The 16,687-nt window shown below is 62.3% G+C and carries 13 protein-coding genes; 5 read left to right on the forward strand and 8 right to left on the reverse strand.

From position 1 onward, the window contains the following. Positions 1–62 precede the first annotated feature (62 nt). The gene (locus C4K27_RS04285; protein ID WP_053259623.1) at positions 63–2,588 is read right to left on the reverse strand and encodes a PepSY domain-containing protein; all 2,526 of its coding nucleotides are present in this window, start codon (positions 2,586–2,588) and stop codon (positions 63–65) included. Positions 2,589–2,861: 273 nt separating this feature from the next. Next, complete coding sequence (locus C4K27_RS04290) at positions 2,862–5,135, reverse strand: TonB-dependent receptor (RefSeq protein ID WP_053259624.1); 2,274 nt, start codon at positions 5,133–5,135, stop codon at positions 2,862–2,864. 206 nt (positions 5,136–5,341) lie between these two features. On the opposite strand from C4K27_RS04290, the gene C4K27_RS04295 reads away from it, so the two are divergent. The 4 genes from C4K27_RS04295 (at position 5,342) to C4K27_RS04310 (ending at position 7,411) form a co-directional block, all read left to right on the forward strand. Continuing rightward, positions 5,342–6,022, forward strand: coding sequence for a Fe2+-dependent dioxygenase (locus tag C4K27_RS04295; RefSeq protein WP_009042146.1), 681 nt, complete (start codon positions 5,342–5,344; stop codon positions 6,020–6,022). A gap of 3 nt (positions 6,023–6,025) precedes the next feature. Further along, positions 6,026–6,811 carry a tetratricopeptide repeat protein gene (locus C4K27_RS04300; protein WP_053259625.1) on the forward strand — a complete coding sequence of 262 codons (786 nt, stop codon included), beginning with the start codon at positions 6,026–6,028 and terminating at the stop codon, positions 6,809–6,811. A gap of 61 nt (positions 6,812–6,872) precedes the next feature. Then, positions 6,873–7,136, forward strand: coding sequence for a CopG family ribbon-helix-helix protein (locus tag C4K27_RS04305; protein ID WP_053259626.1), 264 nt, complete (start codon positions 6,873–6,875; stop codon positions 7,134–7,136). Beyond that, on the forward strand, positions 7,133–7,411 hold the full coding sequence (locus tag C4K27_RS04310; RefSeq protein ID WP_009042149.1) for a type II toxin-antitoxin system RelE/ParE family toxin: 279 nt from the start codon (positions 7,133–7,135) through the stop codon (positions 7,409–7,411). Before C4K27_RS04305 ends, C4K27_RS04310 begins: the two co-directional genes overlap by 4 nt. A 74-nt stretch (positions 7,412–7,485) precedes the next feature. Here the strand turns inward: C4K27_RS04310 and C4K27_RS04315 are convergent, their stop codons facing one another. From C4K27_RS04315 to C4K27_RS04335, 5 genes are all read right to left on the reverse strand, one after another. Continuing rightward, a complete protein-coding gene (locus C4K27_RS04315; protein ID WP_009042150.1) occupies positions 7,486–8,649 on the reverse strand; it encodes a type III PLP-dependent enzyme in 1,164 nt (387 codons plus the stop codon). A 699-nt stretch (positions 8,650–9,348) separates the two neighbouring features. After that, positions 9,349–10,506, reverse strand: coding sequence for an osmoprotectant ABC transporter ATP-binding protein OsmV (locus C4K27_RS04320; RefSeq protein WP_007923834.1), 1,158 nt, complete (start codon positions 10,504–10,506; stop codon positions 9,349–9,351). Further along, the gene (locus C4K27_RS04325) at positions 10,503–11,156 is read right to left on the reverse strand and encodes an ABC transporter permease (RefSeq protein WP_053259627.1); all 654 of its coding nucleotides are present in this window, start codon (positions 11,154–11,156) and stop codon (positions 10,503–10,505) included. Before C4K27_RS04325 ends, C4K27_RS04320 begins: the two co-directional genes overlap by 4 nt. A 14-nt stretch (positions 11,157–11,170) precedes the next feature. Beyond that, entirely contained in the window at positions 11,171–12,064 is an 894-nt protein-coding gene (locus C4K27_RS04330; protein ID WP_053259628.1) for a glycine betaine ABC transporter substrate-binding protein, read from the reverse strand. Between the two features lie 20 nt (positions 12,065–12,084). Continuing rightward, positions 12,085–12,801: an ABC transporter permease gene (locus tag C4K27_RS04335; RefSeq protein WP_009042154.1), complete on the reverse strand. Its 717-nt coding sequence runs from the start codon at positions 12,799–12,801 to the stop codon at positions 12,085–12,087. Between the two features lie 523 nt (positions 12,802–13,324). On the opposite strand from C4K27_RS04335, the gene C4K27_RS04340 reads away from it, so the two are divergent. Continuing rightward, positions 13,325–14,908, forward strand: coding sequence for a peptide chain release factor 3 (locus tag C4K27_RS04340; protein WP_007923830.1), 1,584 nt, complete (start codon positions 13,325–13,327; stop codon positions 14,906–14,908). Between the two features lie 257 nt (positions 14,909–15,165). Here the strand turns inward: C4K27_RS04340 and C4K27_RS31150 are convergent, their stop codons facing one another. Further along, the gene (locus C4K27_RS31150) at positions 15,166–16,170 is read right to left on the reverse strand and encodes a fimbrial protein (RefSeq protein WP_162235119.1); all 1,005 of its coding nucleotides are present in this window, start codon (positions 16,168–16,170) and stop codon (positions 15,166–15,168) included. Between the last annotated feature and the right edge of the window lie 517 nt (positions 16,171–16,687).

A 16,687-nucleotide genomic window follows, 5' to 3' on the forward strand; every position in this document is an offset into this window, starting at 1 on the left:
GGCCGCTACCGGCCTTTGGCCTATCGCGAGCAAGCTTCGCTCCTACAGAAGCGTGGAGTGGGTCAGTAGACGTCGCGGCGATAGCGGCCTTGTTCGATCAGCTGTTCGACGACCTCGGCGCCCAGCACCTCGTTGAGCACCTGATCCACGCCCGAGGCCATGCCTTGCAGGCTGCCGCAGATGTAGATCGCGGCGCCGTCGGCCAGCCATTGCTTGAGGCGTTCGGCCTGTTGGCGCAGGCGATCCTGGACGTAGATCTTCTCGGCCTGGTCGCGGGAGAACGCCAGGTCCAGGCGGCGCAGATCGCCGGCGGTCAGCCATTCCTGCAACTCGTCCTTGCAATAAAAGTCATGCTCGGCGTTGCGCTCGCCGAAGATCAGCCAGTTGTCTTGTTGGCCGTCGGCGATGCGCGCCTTGAGCAGGCTGCGCAAGCCGGCCAGGCCCGTGCCGTTACCCAGCAGGATCAGCGGGCAAGGCTCGGCCGGCAGATGGAAGCCGCTGTTGCGCCGCACCCGCAGGCTGATGGCCGAACCGACCGGCGCATGCTCGGTGAGCCAGCCGGAGCCGATGCCCAGGCTGCCGTCGGGGTGACGCTCCTGGCGCACCAGCAACTCCAGCTGGCCATCGCTGGCAATCGAGGCGATGGAGTATTCGCGCATGGCCAGCGGCACCAGGGCATCGACCAGCGCCTGGGCATGCAGGCCCACCAGGTGGGCACGGTTTTCCGGGAGCTGGCGGCTGGCCAGGGCCTGGGTCAGGGTTTCCGTCAGGCCGTCGAGCTGCACCGTGGCGCTGCCGTCCAGGCCGAGGCCGTCGAGGAAGAACTCGATGGCCCACGCGCAATTGCGCGGCAGCACTTCTACCAGGTCGCCGGCCAGCCAGCTGCTCGGCTGCGGTGGGGTGAGGCCCAGCAGGTAGACGCCCGAACCGCTGCTGTCCGGGTTCAACAGCTCGCGTTGGTTCAGGGTCCAGTTGTCGTAGGCGGGTGCCTGCCACAGGTCCACCGGCGCCTGGCCGATCAACTGGCCCAGTTGCTGCTGCCAGTGGCGCAAGGCGTAGCTGTCGCCGCTGTCGACTTCCACCGGGGCGAACAGGGTGTTGCCGCCATGTTCGGCCAGCCAGCCATGCAGGCGCTTGGCAAAACCGCAGAAGTGCGGGTATTGCCGGTCGCCCAGGCCCAGTACGGCGTACTTGAGGTTGTCCAGGGACAGGGCGCGGCCCAATACCTTGCGCTCGAAGCCCCGGGCGCTGTCCGGCGCTTCGCCGTCGCCGAAGGTGCTGACCACGAACAATGCGTTCTGGGTATTGAGCAGGTCCTGCTCGCTGACGCTGGCCAGCGGCTGGACCTTGGTCGGTACGCCGGCGGCCTGCAATTGCCCGGCGGTCTGCCAGGCCAGTTGTTCGGCGAAACCGCTCTGGCTGGCGAAGCCGATCAGCCAGGCCGAGGCATCGCCGGTGTCGGTGCTCAGGCCCTGGCGCGCGTCCTTGATCTGGCGTTTCTTGCGCCGGCGATCCAGGTACAGCAGCCAGCCGGTGATAAAGAACAGCGGCATGGTCAGCGAAGCAATGGTCACCAGGATCCGCCCGACAATGCCGAAGTAGCTGCCCACGTGCAGGGCATAGATGCTGGTCAGCAGCTGGGCCTTAAGGCTCTTGTCGCTGTAGCGGTCATGGCGGCTGACCACGCCGCTCTTGGGGTCGATGGTGATCTGGTTCAGCGCCCGGTCATGGGGCGAATTCTTCAGCAGGTAGAACACGGTCGCCGGCTGGCCGGCCACTGCTGGCATGCGGATGTTGTAGGAACTCAGGTCCTTGCCGGCGGTGCTGTAGATACCCAGCCACATGGCGTTGTAGTCGGCGGTCGGCGCCGGGCCCTTGGGCGGCGCGCCCCGGTTTTTCATGCGTTGGCTCTGTGGCGAGTCGGCCAGCAGTTTGTTCAGGCCCTTGTTGTACCACTCGTAGGACCAGGACAAGCCAGTCAGCGCGGCCAGTAGATAGAACAACAGGCACCAGGTCCCGGCCACGGCGTGCAGGTCCCAGTTGAAGCCACGGCCTTTTTTCGCCCAGTCCAGGGTCAGCCAGGCGCGCCAGCTCGCCACCTGGCGCGGCCAGCGCAGGTAGAGGCCGGACAGGCAGAAGAAAATCAGGATCAGGGTGCAGGCGCCGGTGATCTGCCGGCCGCTGTCGCCCATGGCCAGGAAACGGTGCAGTTGCAGCATCAGGCCGAAGAAGTCCTGGCCCAGGGCGGCGCCCATGAATTCGCCGGTGTAGGGGTCGAAATAACGCATTTCGCCACGGCGCTGGCCTGGTGGCGGGGTGAACCACACGCGGGCAGCGTTGCCGCTGTCGGCTTCCACGGTGAGCATCGACACGGTCTTGCCCGAGGCCGCCTGGATTTTTTCCACCAGCTCGGCGGGTGGCAGGACGCCGGCCGGCTGCTTTTCCACCTGCAGTGTGGAAGGGTTGAGGGCACGCAGGATTTCATCCTGGAACGACACCGTCGCGCCGGTAATGCCCATCAAGGCCAGGACCAGGCCGGCGCTGATGCCGAAAAACCAGTGCAACTGGAACAGGGTTTTCTTCAACACATCGACCGCCTCGTTGGTTCTTAAGTCTGTGCCACGGCGCGCATTATGCCGTGAGTTGTCGAGAAACATTCTTTCTTACGCACAAAAGCCCCACTCATGAAAATGTGTGGGGCTTATGGGGTGTAGCCGCTGCCGAAGGCTGCGATCGATCTGGGCGGTATTCCGACAACGCGGGCGCGGGATCTAGAGATCGCTGAAGGCCTGCGGCCTTATCGCAGCCTTCGGCAGCGGCTACACGACGCCCGGATGCGCCAGGCGTCGCATTCCACCTCGTCAGAAGTGGAAGTTGGTGGTGAACAAGGCGGTACGGCCGGCTGCCTGGTTGGCAAAGTGCGCCGAGTAGGCTTTGTCGTAGTAGGTCTTGTCGGTCAGGTTCTGCACGTTCAGCTGCAGGTCGACGTTCTTGCTCAGCTTGTAGCTGGCCATGGCGTCGTAGCGGGTGTAGGACGGCACATACACGGTATTGCCGGCATCGCCATACACCTCGTCGACATAGAACGCACCGCCGCCTACGGTCAGCTTCGGCAACACTTCATAAGTGGTCCACAGGCTGAAGCTGTTTTTCGGCGTGTTCGGCATTTCATTGCCTTTGTTCGAACCGGCGCTGACGACCCCGTTACGCCCATTGAGGCCGGCGTCCACCAGCTCGCTTTTCAGGTAGCTGTAGCCGGCGAAGACTTGCCACTTGTCGGTGATCTTGCCGCTGGCCGACAGCTCCAGGCCGTCGACGCGGGATTCACCGGCGTTCTGGTAGGTCAGGGCGTCCACCAGGATGCGGGTGTTTTTCTTCTCGGTACGGAACACCGCGGCGGTCAGGGACAGGCGGTCGTTGAACACGTCCCACTTGGTGCCCAGCTCGTAGTTGACGGTTTCTTCCGGTTGCAGATCGCTGACGCTGGCGCCGGCGGACAATGGGTTGCCGTCCGCGCCCTCGCCGACCAGGCCGCCCGCTGGCGAGGCCGAGGTGGCGTAGGAGGCGTAGACGCTGCCGTTGTCCGTCGGTTTCCACACCAGGCCGGCCTGCCAGTTCCAGAACTGGCTGTCGTCCTTGATCTTGGTGCGTCCGGTGGCGGCGTTGGTATTGGCCTCGGTGTCGAAGGTGTCGTAGCGCAGGCCGACGTTGAGCAGCCATTGCGGATCGAGTTCGATGGTGTCGAACACATAGGCCGCGCGGCTGGTGGCTTTGGTGTTGGTGCCGTTGTAGTTGCGGCTAATGGCGCCGGTCCAGGCGTCGTCCGGGTTCGGGTTGCTCAGCGAGGTGCAGCTGGGGATGCTGCCCGGATTACAGACTTTCGCGGTGTTGCCGGCGATGTTGTAGCTGCTGACGCGTGTCTCTTCGCCAGTGAACTCAAGGCCCGTGGAGTAGGTGTGCTTGAAGCCCAGGGCCTGGAATTCGCCGAACAGATCGGTCTGGTTGGTGGTGGTTTCGGTGGTGGACACCCGCGAGTTGGCGCGACGCCACACGGTTCCGTACTTGTTGACGTTGAACTTGCTGTCGTCCGGCTGGGTGAGGATGTAGTCCTGGCCGGTGTTGCCATGACGCAGGGTGTTTTTCAGCGTCATGTTGTCGTTCAGGTCGTGCTCGATGGAGACGGTGCTGATGTCCGCGCGGGTCTTGCGGAAGTCCCGATCCTTCAAGCCATAGAAGTTGTCGCTGTCGCCGCCGTCGGTGGGTTTGTCGTGCTTGTGGGCGGTGGCGCTGGCCGAGCTGTAGCCATAGGGAATGCCCGAATCCGGCAGATCGTCGCTTTCCATGTGGTAGTAGCTGAAGTTGACCCGGGTTGGGGTGCCCAGGCCGAAGGTCAGGGACGGTGCCACGCCCCAGCGGTCGTAGTTGACGGCGTCGCGACCGGCCACGTTCTGCTCGTGGCTCATCAGGTTCAGGCGGAAGGCGGCGCTGTCGAGGAACTGGCGGTTGACGTCCAGCACATAACGGCGGGTCTGGTCGGAACCGTAGGTGAAGCCGCCGTTGAGGAAGTCTTGCTGCTTGGGCGTCTTGCTCACCAGGTTGAGGCTGCCACCGGCCGAGCCACGACCGCCGAAGGAGGAGTTGGGCCCCTTGCTGACTTCGATCGATTCGATGTCGAAGATCTCGCGGCTCTGGCCGCCGGTATCGCGCACGCCATCGAGGTAGGTGTCGCCCTGGGCATCGAAGCCACGGATGAACGGACGGTCGCCTTGCGGGTTGCCGCCTTCGCCGGCGCCGAAAGTAATGCCCGGCACGGTGCGCAGCGCATCCTGCAGCGAGGTGGCGGCGGTGTCCTTGAGCACTTGTTGAGGCACCACGGTGACCGAGCGCGGCGTGTTGACCAGCGGTGCGGTGTACTTCTGCGACGAGGCTTTTTCGACCTGGTAGGACGTCTGGTCCTGGGCTTCGCCAGTGATGCTGGTGGCATCCAGGGAAATGGCATTGCCGGCGGCTTTCTTCTCGGTGTTTTCCGCGGCATAAGCCATATGGGCTGCGGAGCCGGCGGTGATCGCCACGCCAATCGCAGACGCCAGCAGGCGTGGTGAACCGAGCGGTAATTGTGGTGGTTGGCGCGACATGGTGATTCCCCTCCCCAAGGATTTGAGGCGGCGGAATATAAGGCGAACAAGTCTATGTATCAATTGCGAAATATTGCTATTCGCATGGAATTTACATTCTTTACAATTTCGCTTTACGGTTTTTACGCTTTCATTCGTCTGCGCATTTTACATTTGCAATAAGAATCAATATCATTTGCACCCCCTTTTCTTTCAGGTATTGCCTCATGCTCCTGCATATTCCCGGCCTGTTCTCCCGTGAAGAAGTGCTGCGTATCCGTGAGGCCCTGGAGCAGGCGGACTGGGCCGACGGCAAGATCACCGCCGGTTACCAGTCGGCCAAGGCCAAGCACAACCTGCAACTGCCCGAGGGCCATCCGCTGGCCCAGGAGATTGGCGCGGCGATGCTCGAGCGCCTGTGGCAGCACCCGCGCTTCATGTCGGCGGCGCTGCCGCACAAGGTTTTCCCGCCGCTGCTCAACTGCTACACCGCCGGTGGCAGTTTCGACTTTCATATCGACAACGCTGTGCGCCAGCCCAAGGGCAGCGTCGAGCGGGTGCGGACCGACCTGTCGTCGACCCTGTTTTTCAGCGACCCGGAGGACTACGACGGCGGCGAGCTGGAAATCCAGGACACCTTCGGCACCCAGCGGGTGAAGCTGCCGGCCGGCGACATGGTGCTGTACCCGGGCACCAGCCTGCACAAGGTCAACGCGGTCACCCGCGGCACCCGTTACGCGTCGTTCTTCTGGACCCAGAGCCTGGTGCGCGAAGACAGCCAGCGCGCCCTGCTGTTCGAGATGGACGAGGCGATCCAGCAACTGACCCGCGACATGCCGGAGCATCCGTCGCTGATCCGCCTGACCGGCACCTACCACAACCTGTTGCGTCGCTGGGTCGAGGTGTAAGCCGTGAGTTTCCAGTTACGCCGCGAGGAAGTCCTCGACGGCGAGCAACTGCGCGCCATGCTCGAACAGAGCCCGGCCCGGGCCGCCCAGGCGATCCTGCTGGCGGCCGGGCAGGGCGTGCCGGATGCCCAGGCGCTGCTCGGGCAGATCCTGCTCGATGGTCTGGGCATCGAGCGCGACCAGGCGCTGGCGCTGCGCTGGTTCGCGATCGCCGCCAAGGGCGGGCAACTGATGGCGCGCAACATGCTGGGGCGTTGCCACGAGCATGGCTGGGGCTGCGAGGCCGATGCCCAGGCCGCCGCCGGGCATTATCGCCAGGCCGCCGAAGCCGGGCTTGACTGGGCGCTGTACAACTACGCCAACCTGCTGGCCACCGGTCGCGGGGTCGCTGAAAACCAGGCCCTGGCCTTGAGCTGCTACCAGCGGGCGGCCACCATGGGGCACGCCAAATCCATGAACCTGTTGGGCCGTTATCTGGAGGAGGGGCGTCACTGCCCCAGGGATGTCGCGGCGGCCTGTGACTGGTATCGCCGTTCCGCCGAGGGTGGGGATTTTCGTGGGCAGTTCAGCCATGCCGCGGTGCTCGCCGATGCCGGGCGTATCGACGAGGCGCTGGCTTGGCTAAACAAGGCCCTGGAAGGCGGCAACCTGAATTTCCTGCGGGTCGCCCGCGGCGCCTTGTTGCAGGCGGCCCATCCGCAGATCCGCGGCCTGGCCCTGGCCTATCACCAGCGTGCGGCAGAGCTGGGTGACGAGCGGGACTTGGCGCTGCTTGCTGCTCAGGTGTAAATCACTATGATTGAAAGTTAATCACTCTTCATCATTTTGATACGGCGGAGATAGAACCATCATGACCGCAACTAAAGTGCTGACCGCACATGTGCCGTTGGAGTTGGCCGACAAGGTCGACCAGATGGCCTCTCGGCTGGAGCGCTCGCGCGGCTGGATCGTCAAGCAGGCTCTGGTGGCGTGGGTCGATCAGGAAGAGGAACGCAGTCGCCTGACCCATGAGGCTTTGGCCGATGTGGATGTTGGGCGGGTCATCGATCACCAGGCGGTCCAGGCATGGGCTGAAAGCCTGATGAGTGACAAGCCTTTGCCGGTGCCCAAGTGAGGGAATTGAAATGGACGAGCAAGGCACTGTCGGACCTGGCCCGACTGTTTGAGTTTCTTGCTCCGGTGAACCGTTCGGTGGCAGCTCGAACTGTGCAATCGCTCACGCAGGCCCCGGATACCTTGCTGACCAATCCGCGTATCGGCGAACAGTTGGAGGAGTTTCAGCCTCGCGATGTTCGGCGTTTATTGGTCGGGCCTTACGAGATGCGTTACGAGATCCAGGATGCGACGCTCTACATCCTGCGAGTGTGGCATGTACGAGAAGACCGCTAGTGAGTCGAGTCGCCCGATGCCCTGAATGAAAAAGCCCATGACCAGTCATGGGCTTTTTCGTTGCGGCGTGGCGCTTACAGGTAGAAGGATTTCAGGGGCGGGAAGCCGTTGAATTCCACAGCGCTGTAGCTGGTGGTGTAGGCACCGGTGGACAGCCAGTACAGGCGGTCGCCGATGGCCAGGTTCAGCGGCAGGCCGTACTTGTAGTTCTCGTACATGATGTCGGCGCTGTCGCAGGTCGGGCCGGCGATCACCACTTCTTCCGTCTCGCCTTTTTTCTCGGTCCAGATCGGGAACTTGATGGCTTCGTCCATGGTTTCGATCAGGCCGGAGAATTTGCCCACGTCGGTGTAGATCCAGCGTTCCACGGCGGTCCGGGATTTACGCGCCACCAGCACCACTTCGCTGACCAGGATGCCGGCGTTGGCGATCAGCGAACGGCCAGGCTCGAGGATGATTTCCGGCAGCTCGTCGCCGAAGTCTTCCTTGAGGAAGCGGATGATTTCCTCGGCGTAGGTTTCCAGGCTGTTGGTCCGGGTGATGTAGTTGGCCGGGAAGCCGCCACCCATGTTGATCAGCTTGAGGTGGATGCCATCTTCTTCCTTCAGGCGCTCGAAGATCACCTTGACCTTGGCGATCGCCGCGTCCCAGACGCTGATGTCGCGCTGTTGCGAACCCACGTGGAACGACACGCCGTAAGGCACCAGGCCCAGGTCGCGGGCGAGGATCAGCAGGTCCATGGCCATGTCGGTCTGGCAGCCGAACTTGCGCGACAGCGGCCAGTCAGCGGTGGTCGAGCCTTCGGTGAGGATGCGCACATAGACTTTCGAGCCCGGCGCGGCCTTGGCGATGTTGCGCAGGTCGGCTTCGGAGTCGGTGGCATACAGACGCACGCCCTTCTCGTAGAAGTAGCGGATGTCCTTGGATTTCTTGATGGTGTTGCCGTAGCTGATCTGGTCCGGGCTGACGCCGCGGCCCAGCACCTTGTCCAGCTCGTAGATCGAGGCGATGTCGAAGTTCGAACCTTTTTCCCGCAGCAGGTCGATGATTTCGACGGCCGGGTTGGCCTTTACCGCGTAGTAGACCTTGGCGAACTCGAAACCGGCACGCAGGTCATCGTAGGCCTGGGCGATCATCTGGGTGTCGATGACCACGAACGGGGTTTCTTGCTTGTCGGCGAACGCCTTCATTTTCTGAAAGGTTTCGCGCGCGAAATAGTCTTCGACCTGAATCGACATACCTGGGAGCTCCTAATGGCAAACGGGTAAAAACAATGGGTGCAAATGAACGTCCTCCGTATCCCCACTTTGGTTCGCCTACTTCCCAAGGCATTGCCGCCGAAAGCAAAAAGGCCACCCAGATCGTTTGAGAGCTACTGCGTGCTGTGCGCCTTCGGCGCTACGCGAGCAATACTGCGTTGGGGAGAGGCTCGGAATGCTCATTTACAGCCAGTAAACTCCGCTTCCTCGCCTCTTCCCGCCTTGTCTTGCCTGCGCTCGCTACGCTCTCAAACGATCTGCAAAAGGTTTCCCTATGGCCTTGCTGTCTCGTCGTCAGTACTTGAGCCGGATGGATCGTTTCCAGCATGGACGTTCGGCGCGAACTTTAGGGCGTGAGGGGCCTGAGATCAACAAAAAATGTCGCGTTTTTGCACGCGTTCGTCGCGTGGCCCGAGCCAGTCATTTATGTAACCGACCCAGATGACAGGCTGATGTTCCCCAGGGTGGGGAATCCGTGGCGTGAGGGGCCCAGTGCGGGCTGGTGCCGCGAGGCACTGTAGCCGCTGCCGAGGCACGAGGCTGCGATCGACTGCGAAGCAGGCGCAGACCCGGCACCTCGGTATATCAGGGCACCGAGGGCAGGGGGCACGGCCGCTTCGCGGCCGATCGCAGCCTCATTCTTCGGCAGCGGCTACACGATCCGGCCGATGCGGCAGGTCAGGCCAATGCTGTCTCGGCCGGCGAGACGATGTTGGTCTTCATGCCGCGCGAGCGCCCGGAGCTGAGGTAGGCGGCAATCGATTCCTGGGTCACCTCACCGAGGAACACCCGCTCGGCATCCAGCACCGGCAGCCACGAACGGTTGAACTCGTACATCCGCGACAGCAGGATCCGCAGGTGTTCGTCGTAGGCGGCGGTGGCGTTGAATTCGCGCAGGTACTGGGCGCAGGTGCCGGCCTGGCGGTGCAGGTCGCGGCGGCGCACATACCCCAGGGCCTTGTTGTCGGCGCAGGTCACCACCAGGTAGCGGCGGTCGTGTTCGTCCATCAGTTCCAGGGCGTCGGCCACCGGCGTTTCCGGGCTCACCGACGGCGCGTTGTCGGCGGCGTCCTCGGCCTTCACCAGCAGCAGGCGCTTGAGGGTGCTGTCCTGGCCGACGAAGTTGCTGACGAACTCGTCCGCCGGATGGGCCAGCAGGGTGTCCGGATGGTCGATCTGCAACAGCTTGCCGGCGCGGAAGATGGCGATCTTGTCGCCGAGCTTGATGGCTTCGTCGATGTCGTGGCTGACCATGATCACGGTCTTGTTCAGCGCCCGCTGCATCTCGAAGAACTCGTTCTGGATCATCTCGCGGTTGATCGGGTCGACCGCGCCGAAAGGTTCGTCCATCAACAGCAGCGGCGCATCGGCCGCCAGTGCGCGGATCACGCCGATCCGCTGTTGCTGGCCTCCCGACAGTTCCCGTGGGTAGCGATGCAGATATTGCTTGGGTTCGAGCTTGATCATGCTCATCAGCTCGCGGGCGCGGTCATGGCATTTCTGCTTGTCCCAACCCAGCAGCTTGGGCACCACCACAATGTTTTCCTCGATGGTCATGTTGGGGAACAGGCCGATCTGCTGGATCACGTAGCCGATGTTGCGGCGCAGGGTCACTTCGTCCAGGCCGGTGGTGTCTTCGCCATTGATCAGCACCTTGCCCGAGGTGGGCATGATCAGGCGGTTGATCATCTTCAGCGTGGTGCTCTTGCCGCAGCCCGATGGCCCAAGGAACACACAGATTTCGCCTTCATTGACGGTCAGGCTTACGGAGTCGACGGCGGTGATGGTCTTGCCGTTGCTTTGGAAGGTCTTGGTCAGGTTTTGAAGTTCGATCATTTGAGCAGTCCTTTTGGAGTCAGCGAACGTTGCAGCCATTGCAGAAGCAGGTCGGCGAAGATGGCCAGGAGGCTGACCAGCACCGCGCCGACGATCAGCATCGACATGTCGCTGCGGCTGATGGAAGCAAGAATGAGCACACCCAGGCCGCCGGCACCGATGGTGGCGGCGATGGTCATCACACCGATGTTCATCACCACCGCGGTACGCACGCCGGCGAGGATCACTGGCACGGCGATCGGCAACTCGACCATGCGCAGGCGCTGGCCGAAGGTCATGCCGATGCCGCGGGCGGCTTCGCGAATCCCCGGCTCGACGCCGGTCAGCGCCAGGTAGGTGTTACGCATAATCGGCAACAGGGAGTAGAGAAACACCGCGGTGATCGCCGGCAGCGGCCCCAGGCCCTGGCCGAACCTGGAATAGAACGGCAGCAGCAGGCCGAACAGGGCGATCGACGGAATGGTCAGCAGCACGGTGGCGCTGGCTTGCAGCGGGCCGGCCAGGCTCGGGAAGCGGGTCATCAGGATGCCCAGGGGCACGCCGAAGAGGATCGCCAGGGTCACGGCGATGCCCACCAGGGTGATGTGCTGCCAGGTCAGCTGGATGACTTGCTGCCAGTCGAGATGGGAAAAGGCGTTGAGAAATTCCATGGCTCTTTCCTCCCTCAATTCAGTGGATGCTGGCGCAGGAAATCTGCGGCAACGGCGGATGGGCTTTCATGGTCGACGTCGACCCGGGCGTTGAGCTGGCGCATGGTTTCGTCGTCGAACAGTTCGGCCAGCGGCTTGAGGTCGGCGGCCAGTTGCGGGTGGGCGTCGAGGTAGGCCTGGCGCACCACGGGGGCCGCGGTGTAGTCCGGGAAGTAATGCAGGTCGTCGTTGAGCAATTTCAGCTTGAAGGCATTGAGCCGGCCGTCGGTGGTGTACACCAGGCCGGCGAACACCTGGCCGTTGCGCAGGGCGGTGTAGACCAGCCCGGCGTCCATCTGCCGGATGTTCTTGCGGGTCAGGTCCATGCCGTACAGCTTGACCATGCCTTGCAGGCCGTCGGAGCGGTTGGCGAACTCGGTATCCAGGGCGATCAGGTGGTGGTCCTGGCGTTCGGCGTCGAGGACGTGTTTCAGGTCGCTGACGCTGTTGATCTGCGGGTATGCGTCCGCGACGTTTTTCGGCAGGGCCAGGGCGTAGGTATTGCTGAATTTCGACGGGGTCAGCCAGACCAGGCCTTTTTTCCCGTCGAGTTCCTTGACCCGGTCGTAGGACTGTTGGCTGTCGAGTTTTTCCGTCACGTGGTTGTAGGCCACCAGGGACACCCCGGTGTATTCCCAGAGCATGTCCAGTTGCCCGCTTTCGTGGGCGCTGCGTGCCAGGTTGCTGCCCAGGCCGCCGGTGACCCGGGTGTCGTAGCCCTTGCCGCGCAGGTACTGCGAGGTGATTTCCGCCAGCAGCGTCTGCTCGGTGAAGACCCGGGCGCCGATGCGGATCACCGGTTTTTGCGCGGCCTGGGCAATTCCCGCGCACAGCAGGACGCAGCCTATGATCAAAGCTATTTTTTTCATGTGAATTCCTTCGCGCAGGCTTAAGACGGGCGCAGGCCGCGTTCCAGCCAGAGGCGGCTGGCCAGTGTCACCAGGCCGTCGAGCAGCAGCGCCAGCAAGGCGGTGCAGGCTGCGCCGAGCAGCAGTTGCGGCTGGTTGTTCAGGGCGATGCCGGGGAAGATCAGGCTGCCGAGGCTGTTGGCGCCGATCAGGAAGGCCAGCGGCGCGGTACCGACGTTGATCGCCAGGGCCACGCGCACGCCACCGATGATGATCGGCACGGCGTTGGGCAGCTCGACTTTCCACAGCACCTGGCGCGGCGTCATGCCGATGCCGACGGCGGCTTCCTTGAGGGAACCCTGGACGTTTTTCAGGCCTTCGTAGGTGTTGCGCACGATGGGCAGCAAGGAGGCGAGGAACAAGGCGAAGATGGCCGGCCCGCTGCCGATGCCGAGGATCCCCAGAGCGATGGCCAGGACGGCCAGGGGAGGGACGGTGTTACCGATGTTGAACACCTGCATGAAGCGCTCGGCACGCCCGACCATCTGCGGTCGGCTGAGGAAGATGCCGGCGGGTATCCCCACCACGAGGGCGGCGAACATTGAAGCGAGTACCAGGTACAGATGGGCTTGCAGGTAAAACAACAGATCGTCGCGGTAGTGTTCGATCGTACTGATGCCGATCCAGTGGACCAGCAGGGCCAGGAGAGCGATGACCGCCGCGCCTCCTATCAGCCCTTTGCCATAGCGAATAGCCACAGGCGGACTCCTTTTTCATGTCGGCGAGCATTCTTTCGTGTGGCAAGGCCATACCTGGCTGCCAAAAGAACGGTCGCGAGAAGCAGCTCGTCGATGCGCTGGAAACAGCGCGGGATCGAGCCATACGCATAGCCTCGTCAGGCTAACTTGCTGATTTTTCTACCCCTGACGAAAGCTCGTAACAGGGGAGTGGACGCCTCCACCTTTTAAAAGGTTCCATATTTGGCAGCGTTTGGCCACCCTCAATCCCATAACTCCGATATCTCTGATGCCTGGCCTCCCGTAGCCGCTGCCGAGCGCAGCGAGGCTGCGATCGGCGGCGCAGCCGTCGCAGAACCTGCCTCCTCGGCATACCTGACAGAGCAACATCGCAATGCCGCCCAGCCTGATCGCAGCCTCGCGCTGCTCGGCAGCGGCCACAGGGGCAAGGGTTGCAGGGGCGAGGGCCGAACGGTGGTCCGTGGAGCTTGCTTTGCGCTATACTCGCCGCCCTTTTTTTGAATCACCTGCCAGGCGATTTCCCATGACCAAACAGGCCGCCGAAGTCGCGAAACGCCGCACTTTCGCCATTATTTCCCACCCGGATGCGGGTAAAACCACCATCACCGAGAAGCTCTTGCTGATGGGCAAGGCGATTGCCGTTGCCGGTACGGTGAAGTCCCGCAAGTCCGACCGCCACGCCACCTCCGACTGGATGGAGATGGAGAAGCAGCGCGGTATTTCCATTACCACGTCGGTCATGCAGTTCCCTTATCGCGAACACATGATCAACCTGCTCGACACCCCGGGCCACGAAGACTTCTCGGAAGACACCTACCGCACCCTGACCGCGGTGGATTCGGCGCTGATGGTGCTCGACGGCGGTAAGGGCGTAGAGCCACGGACCATCGCCCTGATGGACGTCTGCCGTCTGCGCGACACGCCGATCGTCAGCTTCATCAACAAGCTCGATCGTGACATCCGCGACCCGATCGAACTGCTCGACGAAATCGAAGCGGTCCTGAAGATCAAGGCGGCGCCCATCACCTGGCCGATCGGTTGCTACCGCGACTTCAAGGGTGTGTACCACCTGGCGGGCGACTACATCATTGTCTACACCCCCGGCCACGGTCACGAGCGCACCGAAACCAAGATCATCGAGAAGCTCGATTCCGATGAAGCCCGCGCCCACCTGGGCGACGAGTACGAGCGCTTCATCGAGCAGTTGGAGCTGGTGCAGGGCGCCTGCCATGAGTTCGACCAGCAGGCGTTCATGGACGGCCAGCTGACCCCGGTGTTTTTCGGTACCGCCCTGGGCAACTTCGGTGTGGACCACGTGCTCGACGCCGTCGTCGACTGGGCGCCGCTGCCGCTGGCGCGCGTGGCCAACGAGCGTACCGTGGAGCCGCAGGAAGAGAAGTTCACCGGCTTCGTGTTCAAGATCCAGGCGAACATGGACCCCAAGCACCGCGACCGTATCGCCTTCATGCGCATCTGCTCGGGCAAGTACGAGAAAGGCATGAAAATGCGCCACGTGCGCACCGGCAAGGACGTGCGCATCGGCGATGCGTTGACCTTCTTCTCCTCCGAGCGTGAACAGCTCGAAGAAGCCTACGCCGGCGACATCATCGGCTTGCACAACCACGGCACCATCCAGATCGGCGACACCTTCACCGAGGGCGAGGCCCTGGGCTTCACCGGTATCCCGCACTTCGCCCCGGAACTGTTCCGCCGCGTGCGCCTGAAGGACCCGCTGAAATCCAAGCAACTGCGCCAGGGCCTGCAACAGCTGGCCGAAGAAGGCGCGACCCAGGTGTTCTTCCCCGAGCGCAGCAACGACATCATCCTCGGCGCCGTCGGTGTGCTGCAGTTCGATGTGGTCGCCAGCCGCCTGAAAGAGGAATACAAGGTCGAGTGCTCCTACGAGCCGATCACCGTGTGGTCCGCGCGCTGGATCGATTGCAGCGACAAGAAGAAGCTCGAGGAATTTTCCAACAAGGCCGTGGAAAACCTGGCACTGGACGGCGGCGGCCACCTGACCTACCTGGCCCCGACCCGGGTCAACCTGGCGCTGATGGAAGAGCGCTGGCCCGACGTGAAATTCCGCGCGACCCGCGAGCATCACTAAGGTCTGAGCGACGCCCCAACCAAAAGCCCCGCTGCCAGACAGCGGGGCTTTTTTATGTCCCTATGCTGCAGGAGCGAGGCTTGCCCGCGAAAGCACCGGTTCGGGCAATGATTTTCTCCCGGCAGAACGGAGTTGGCAGGTTTGGGGCCGCTGCGCAGCCCATCACGAGCAATCGAGCGTCGACCGGCAGCTCCTACGGATGCGTGGCAGGCCTGTGAGGCGCGAAGCGCATCCGGCACACCAGGGTGGGATCCGGCTCAGTTGTACACCAGCACATAACTGACCACCGCATCGGCTTTACCGGCTTTCACCTCGCCACCGCTCGGGACGTAACGGGCCTGGCCAGCAAAATGGTAGACCTCGGCGTCGGGTTGGCTGTATTGCCAGTCAAGGTTGAGGGCCTTGCCCGGGGTGAAGGGAAGCCGGGTGCCCTTGCCGTTGGTGAGTTCGATGGCCGCGCCGCTGGCGACATGGCTTTGCCCGGCATCGTTGAACTTGAGCAGGCCATCGCTGGTGGTGGCGCCTTCGAAATAGATCTTGACCGGTGCCGGCTGGGTGGGGCGCAGGCCCTTGCAGTACACATTCAAATTGAAATTCTGCGCCTGGGTGTTGCCTGTACGGATATTGGCGACGGCGACTTTTCCCATTGGGACGATGATGCTCTTGACCTGTGCTTCGCAGGCGCTGAAGTAAATGCTGTTGGTCACATCGGTCGTCAGGCCCGTACCGACAAAAGGGACAGTGGTTATACCGGGTGCCCAGAATTCGGCCTTGAAACCGAATGAGATCGGGCCCTTGCCCACGGCGGTGCCAGTGCGGACGAATTCAATGACCACATGGGTGGGAAGGGGCACGGGAGCGAGTGGATGTGTCCCTCTTTGAAACGGCGGATATTTGATCTCTCCCCAGTTCCAGCTGGATGGGACATCGAAACCGATTCTGACTCCGACACCTTCAACACTGGTTTTGTGCACATTGGGCAACCCGGCAGGTTCCAGCCCAGTGACATTCATGGTCATGCCCACGTAATCGTAATTGCAGGATATGGGGTAGTAGCTCCCTTTTGAAAAAGAGATTGTCTGTGACGCCATGACTTGGCCGATTGGTGCCGGGGATAGGCTAGTGGTGCCTGCCAGCGGAGGTATGGTGAATCTTCCTCCTGGTGGCGGGTAATAGTCCCATCTACATGCGGCAAAAGCCGAATGGGTTCCGGCTAGCGTGGCAAGCAGTGTCAATGCCGACAGCATTTTCTTGAAAAGCATGGATGACTCCTGGCAGGTCGTGAAAATGAATGAAGAAGGCTTTTCTCTTCCGCTTGTTGAGGAAAGATTCGCTTAGCCCGCTGTGCTGAATGTGCTGCTCGATGATAGGGATCGATGGTGTTGTGGATGAGTTTCAGCCGGGGGGAGGGAATGCTATCGATCCCGGGCATATCGATGAATAAGATGAATCTGATATGCGTGCAGGGCGCTCTGCGTGTAGGTCTTGACGTTGCGTTATCCCCGTAGGAGCGAGGCTTGCCCGCGAAAGCGCCGGTTCGGGCAACGATTTTCTCCCGGCAGAACGGCGTTGGCAGGTTTGGGGCCGCTACGCAGCCCATCGCGAGCAATCGAGCGTCGACCGGCAGCTCCTACGGAAGCAGGGCATAACCGCAGGTTTTAGGGCCTAGTCGAAAGCCGTCTATCCAGTGGGCGGATAGCTAGCTCCCTATCTGGAAAAGCGCCAGCTTCGGGGCTAGGTTTCAGGGGCAAGGTTTCATACGAAAGCGCGCCTTGCAGG

Origin of the sequence: Pseudomonas chlororaphis subsp. chlororaphis, assembly GCF_003945765.1 — a bacterium.
Classification (GTDB): Bacteria; Pseudomonadota; Gammaproteobacteria; order Pseudomonadales; family Pseudomonadaceae; genus Aquipseudomonas; species Aquipseudomonas chlororaphis.

Bases quoted from the DNA above. Each gene is read 5' to 3' on its own strand.
- C4K27_RS04330 (WP_053259628.1), bottom strand. From the start codon at position 12,064: ATGAAAAAAATAGCTTTGATCATAGGCTGCGTCCTGCTGTGCGCGGGA.
- C4K27_RS04325 (WP_053259627.1), bottom strand. From the start codon at position 11,156: ATGGAATTTCTCAACGCCTTTTCCCATCTCGACTGGCAGCAAGTCATC.
- C4K27_RS04320 (WP_007923834.1), bottom strand. From the start codon at position 10,506: ATGATCGAACTTCAAAACCTGACCAAGACCTTCCAAAGCAACGGCAAG.
- C4K27_RS04315 (WP_009042150.1), bottom strand. From the start codon at position 8,649: ATGTCGATTCAGGTCGAAGACTATTTCGCGCGCGAAACCTTTCAGAAA.
- C4K27_RS04295 (WP_009042146.1), top strand. From the start codon at position 5,342: ATGCTCCTGCATATTCCCGGCCTGTTCTCCCGTGAAGAAGTGCTGCGT.
- C4K27_RS04340 (WP_007923830.1), top strand. From the start codon at position 13,325: ATGACCAAACAGGCCGCCGAAGTCGCGAAACGCCGCACTTTCGCCATT.
- C4K27_RS31150 (WP_162235119.1), bottom strand. From the start codon at position 16,170: ATGCTTTTCAAGAAAATGCTGTCGGCATTGACACTGCTTGCCACGCTA.
- C4K27_RS04290 (WP_053259624.1), bottom strand. From the start codon at position 5,135: ATGTCGCGCCAACCACCACAATTACCGCTCGGTTCACCACGCCTGCTG.
- C4K27_RS04305 (WP_053259626.1), top strand. From the start codon at position 6,873: ATGACCGCAACTAAAGTGCTGACCGCACATGTGCCGTTGGAGTTGGCC.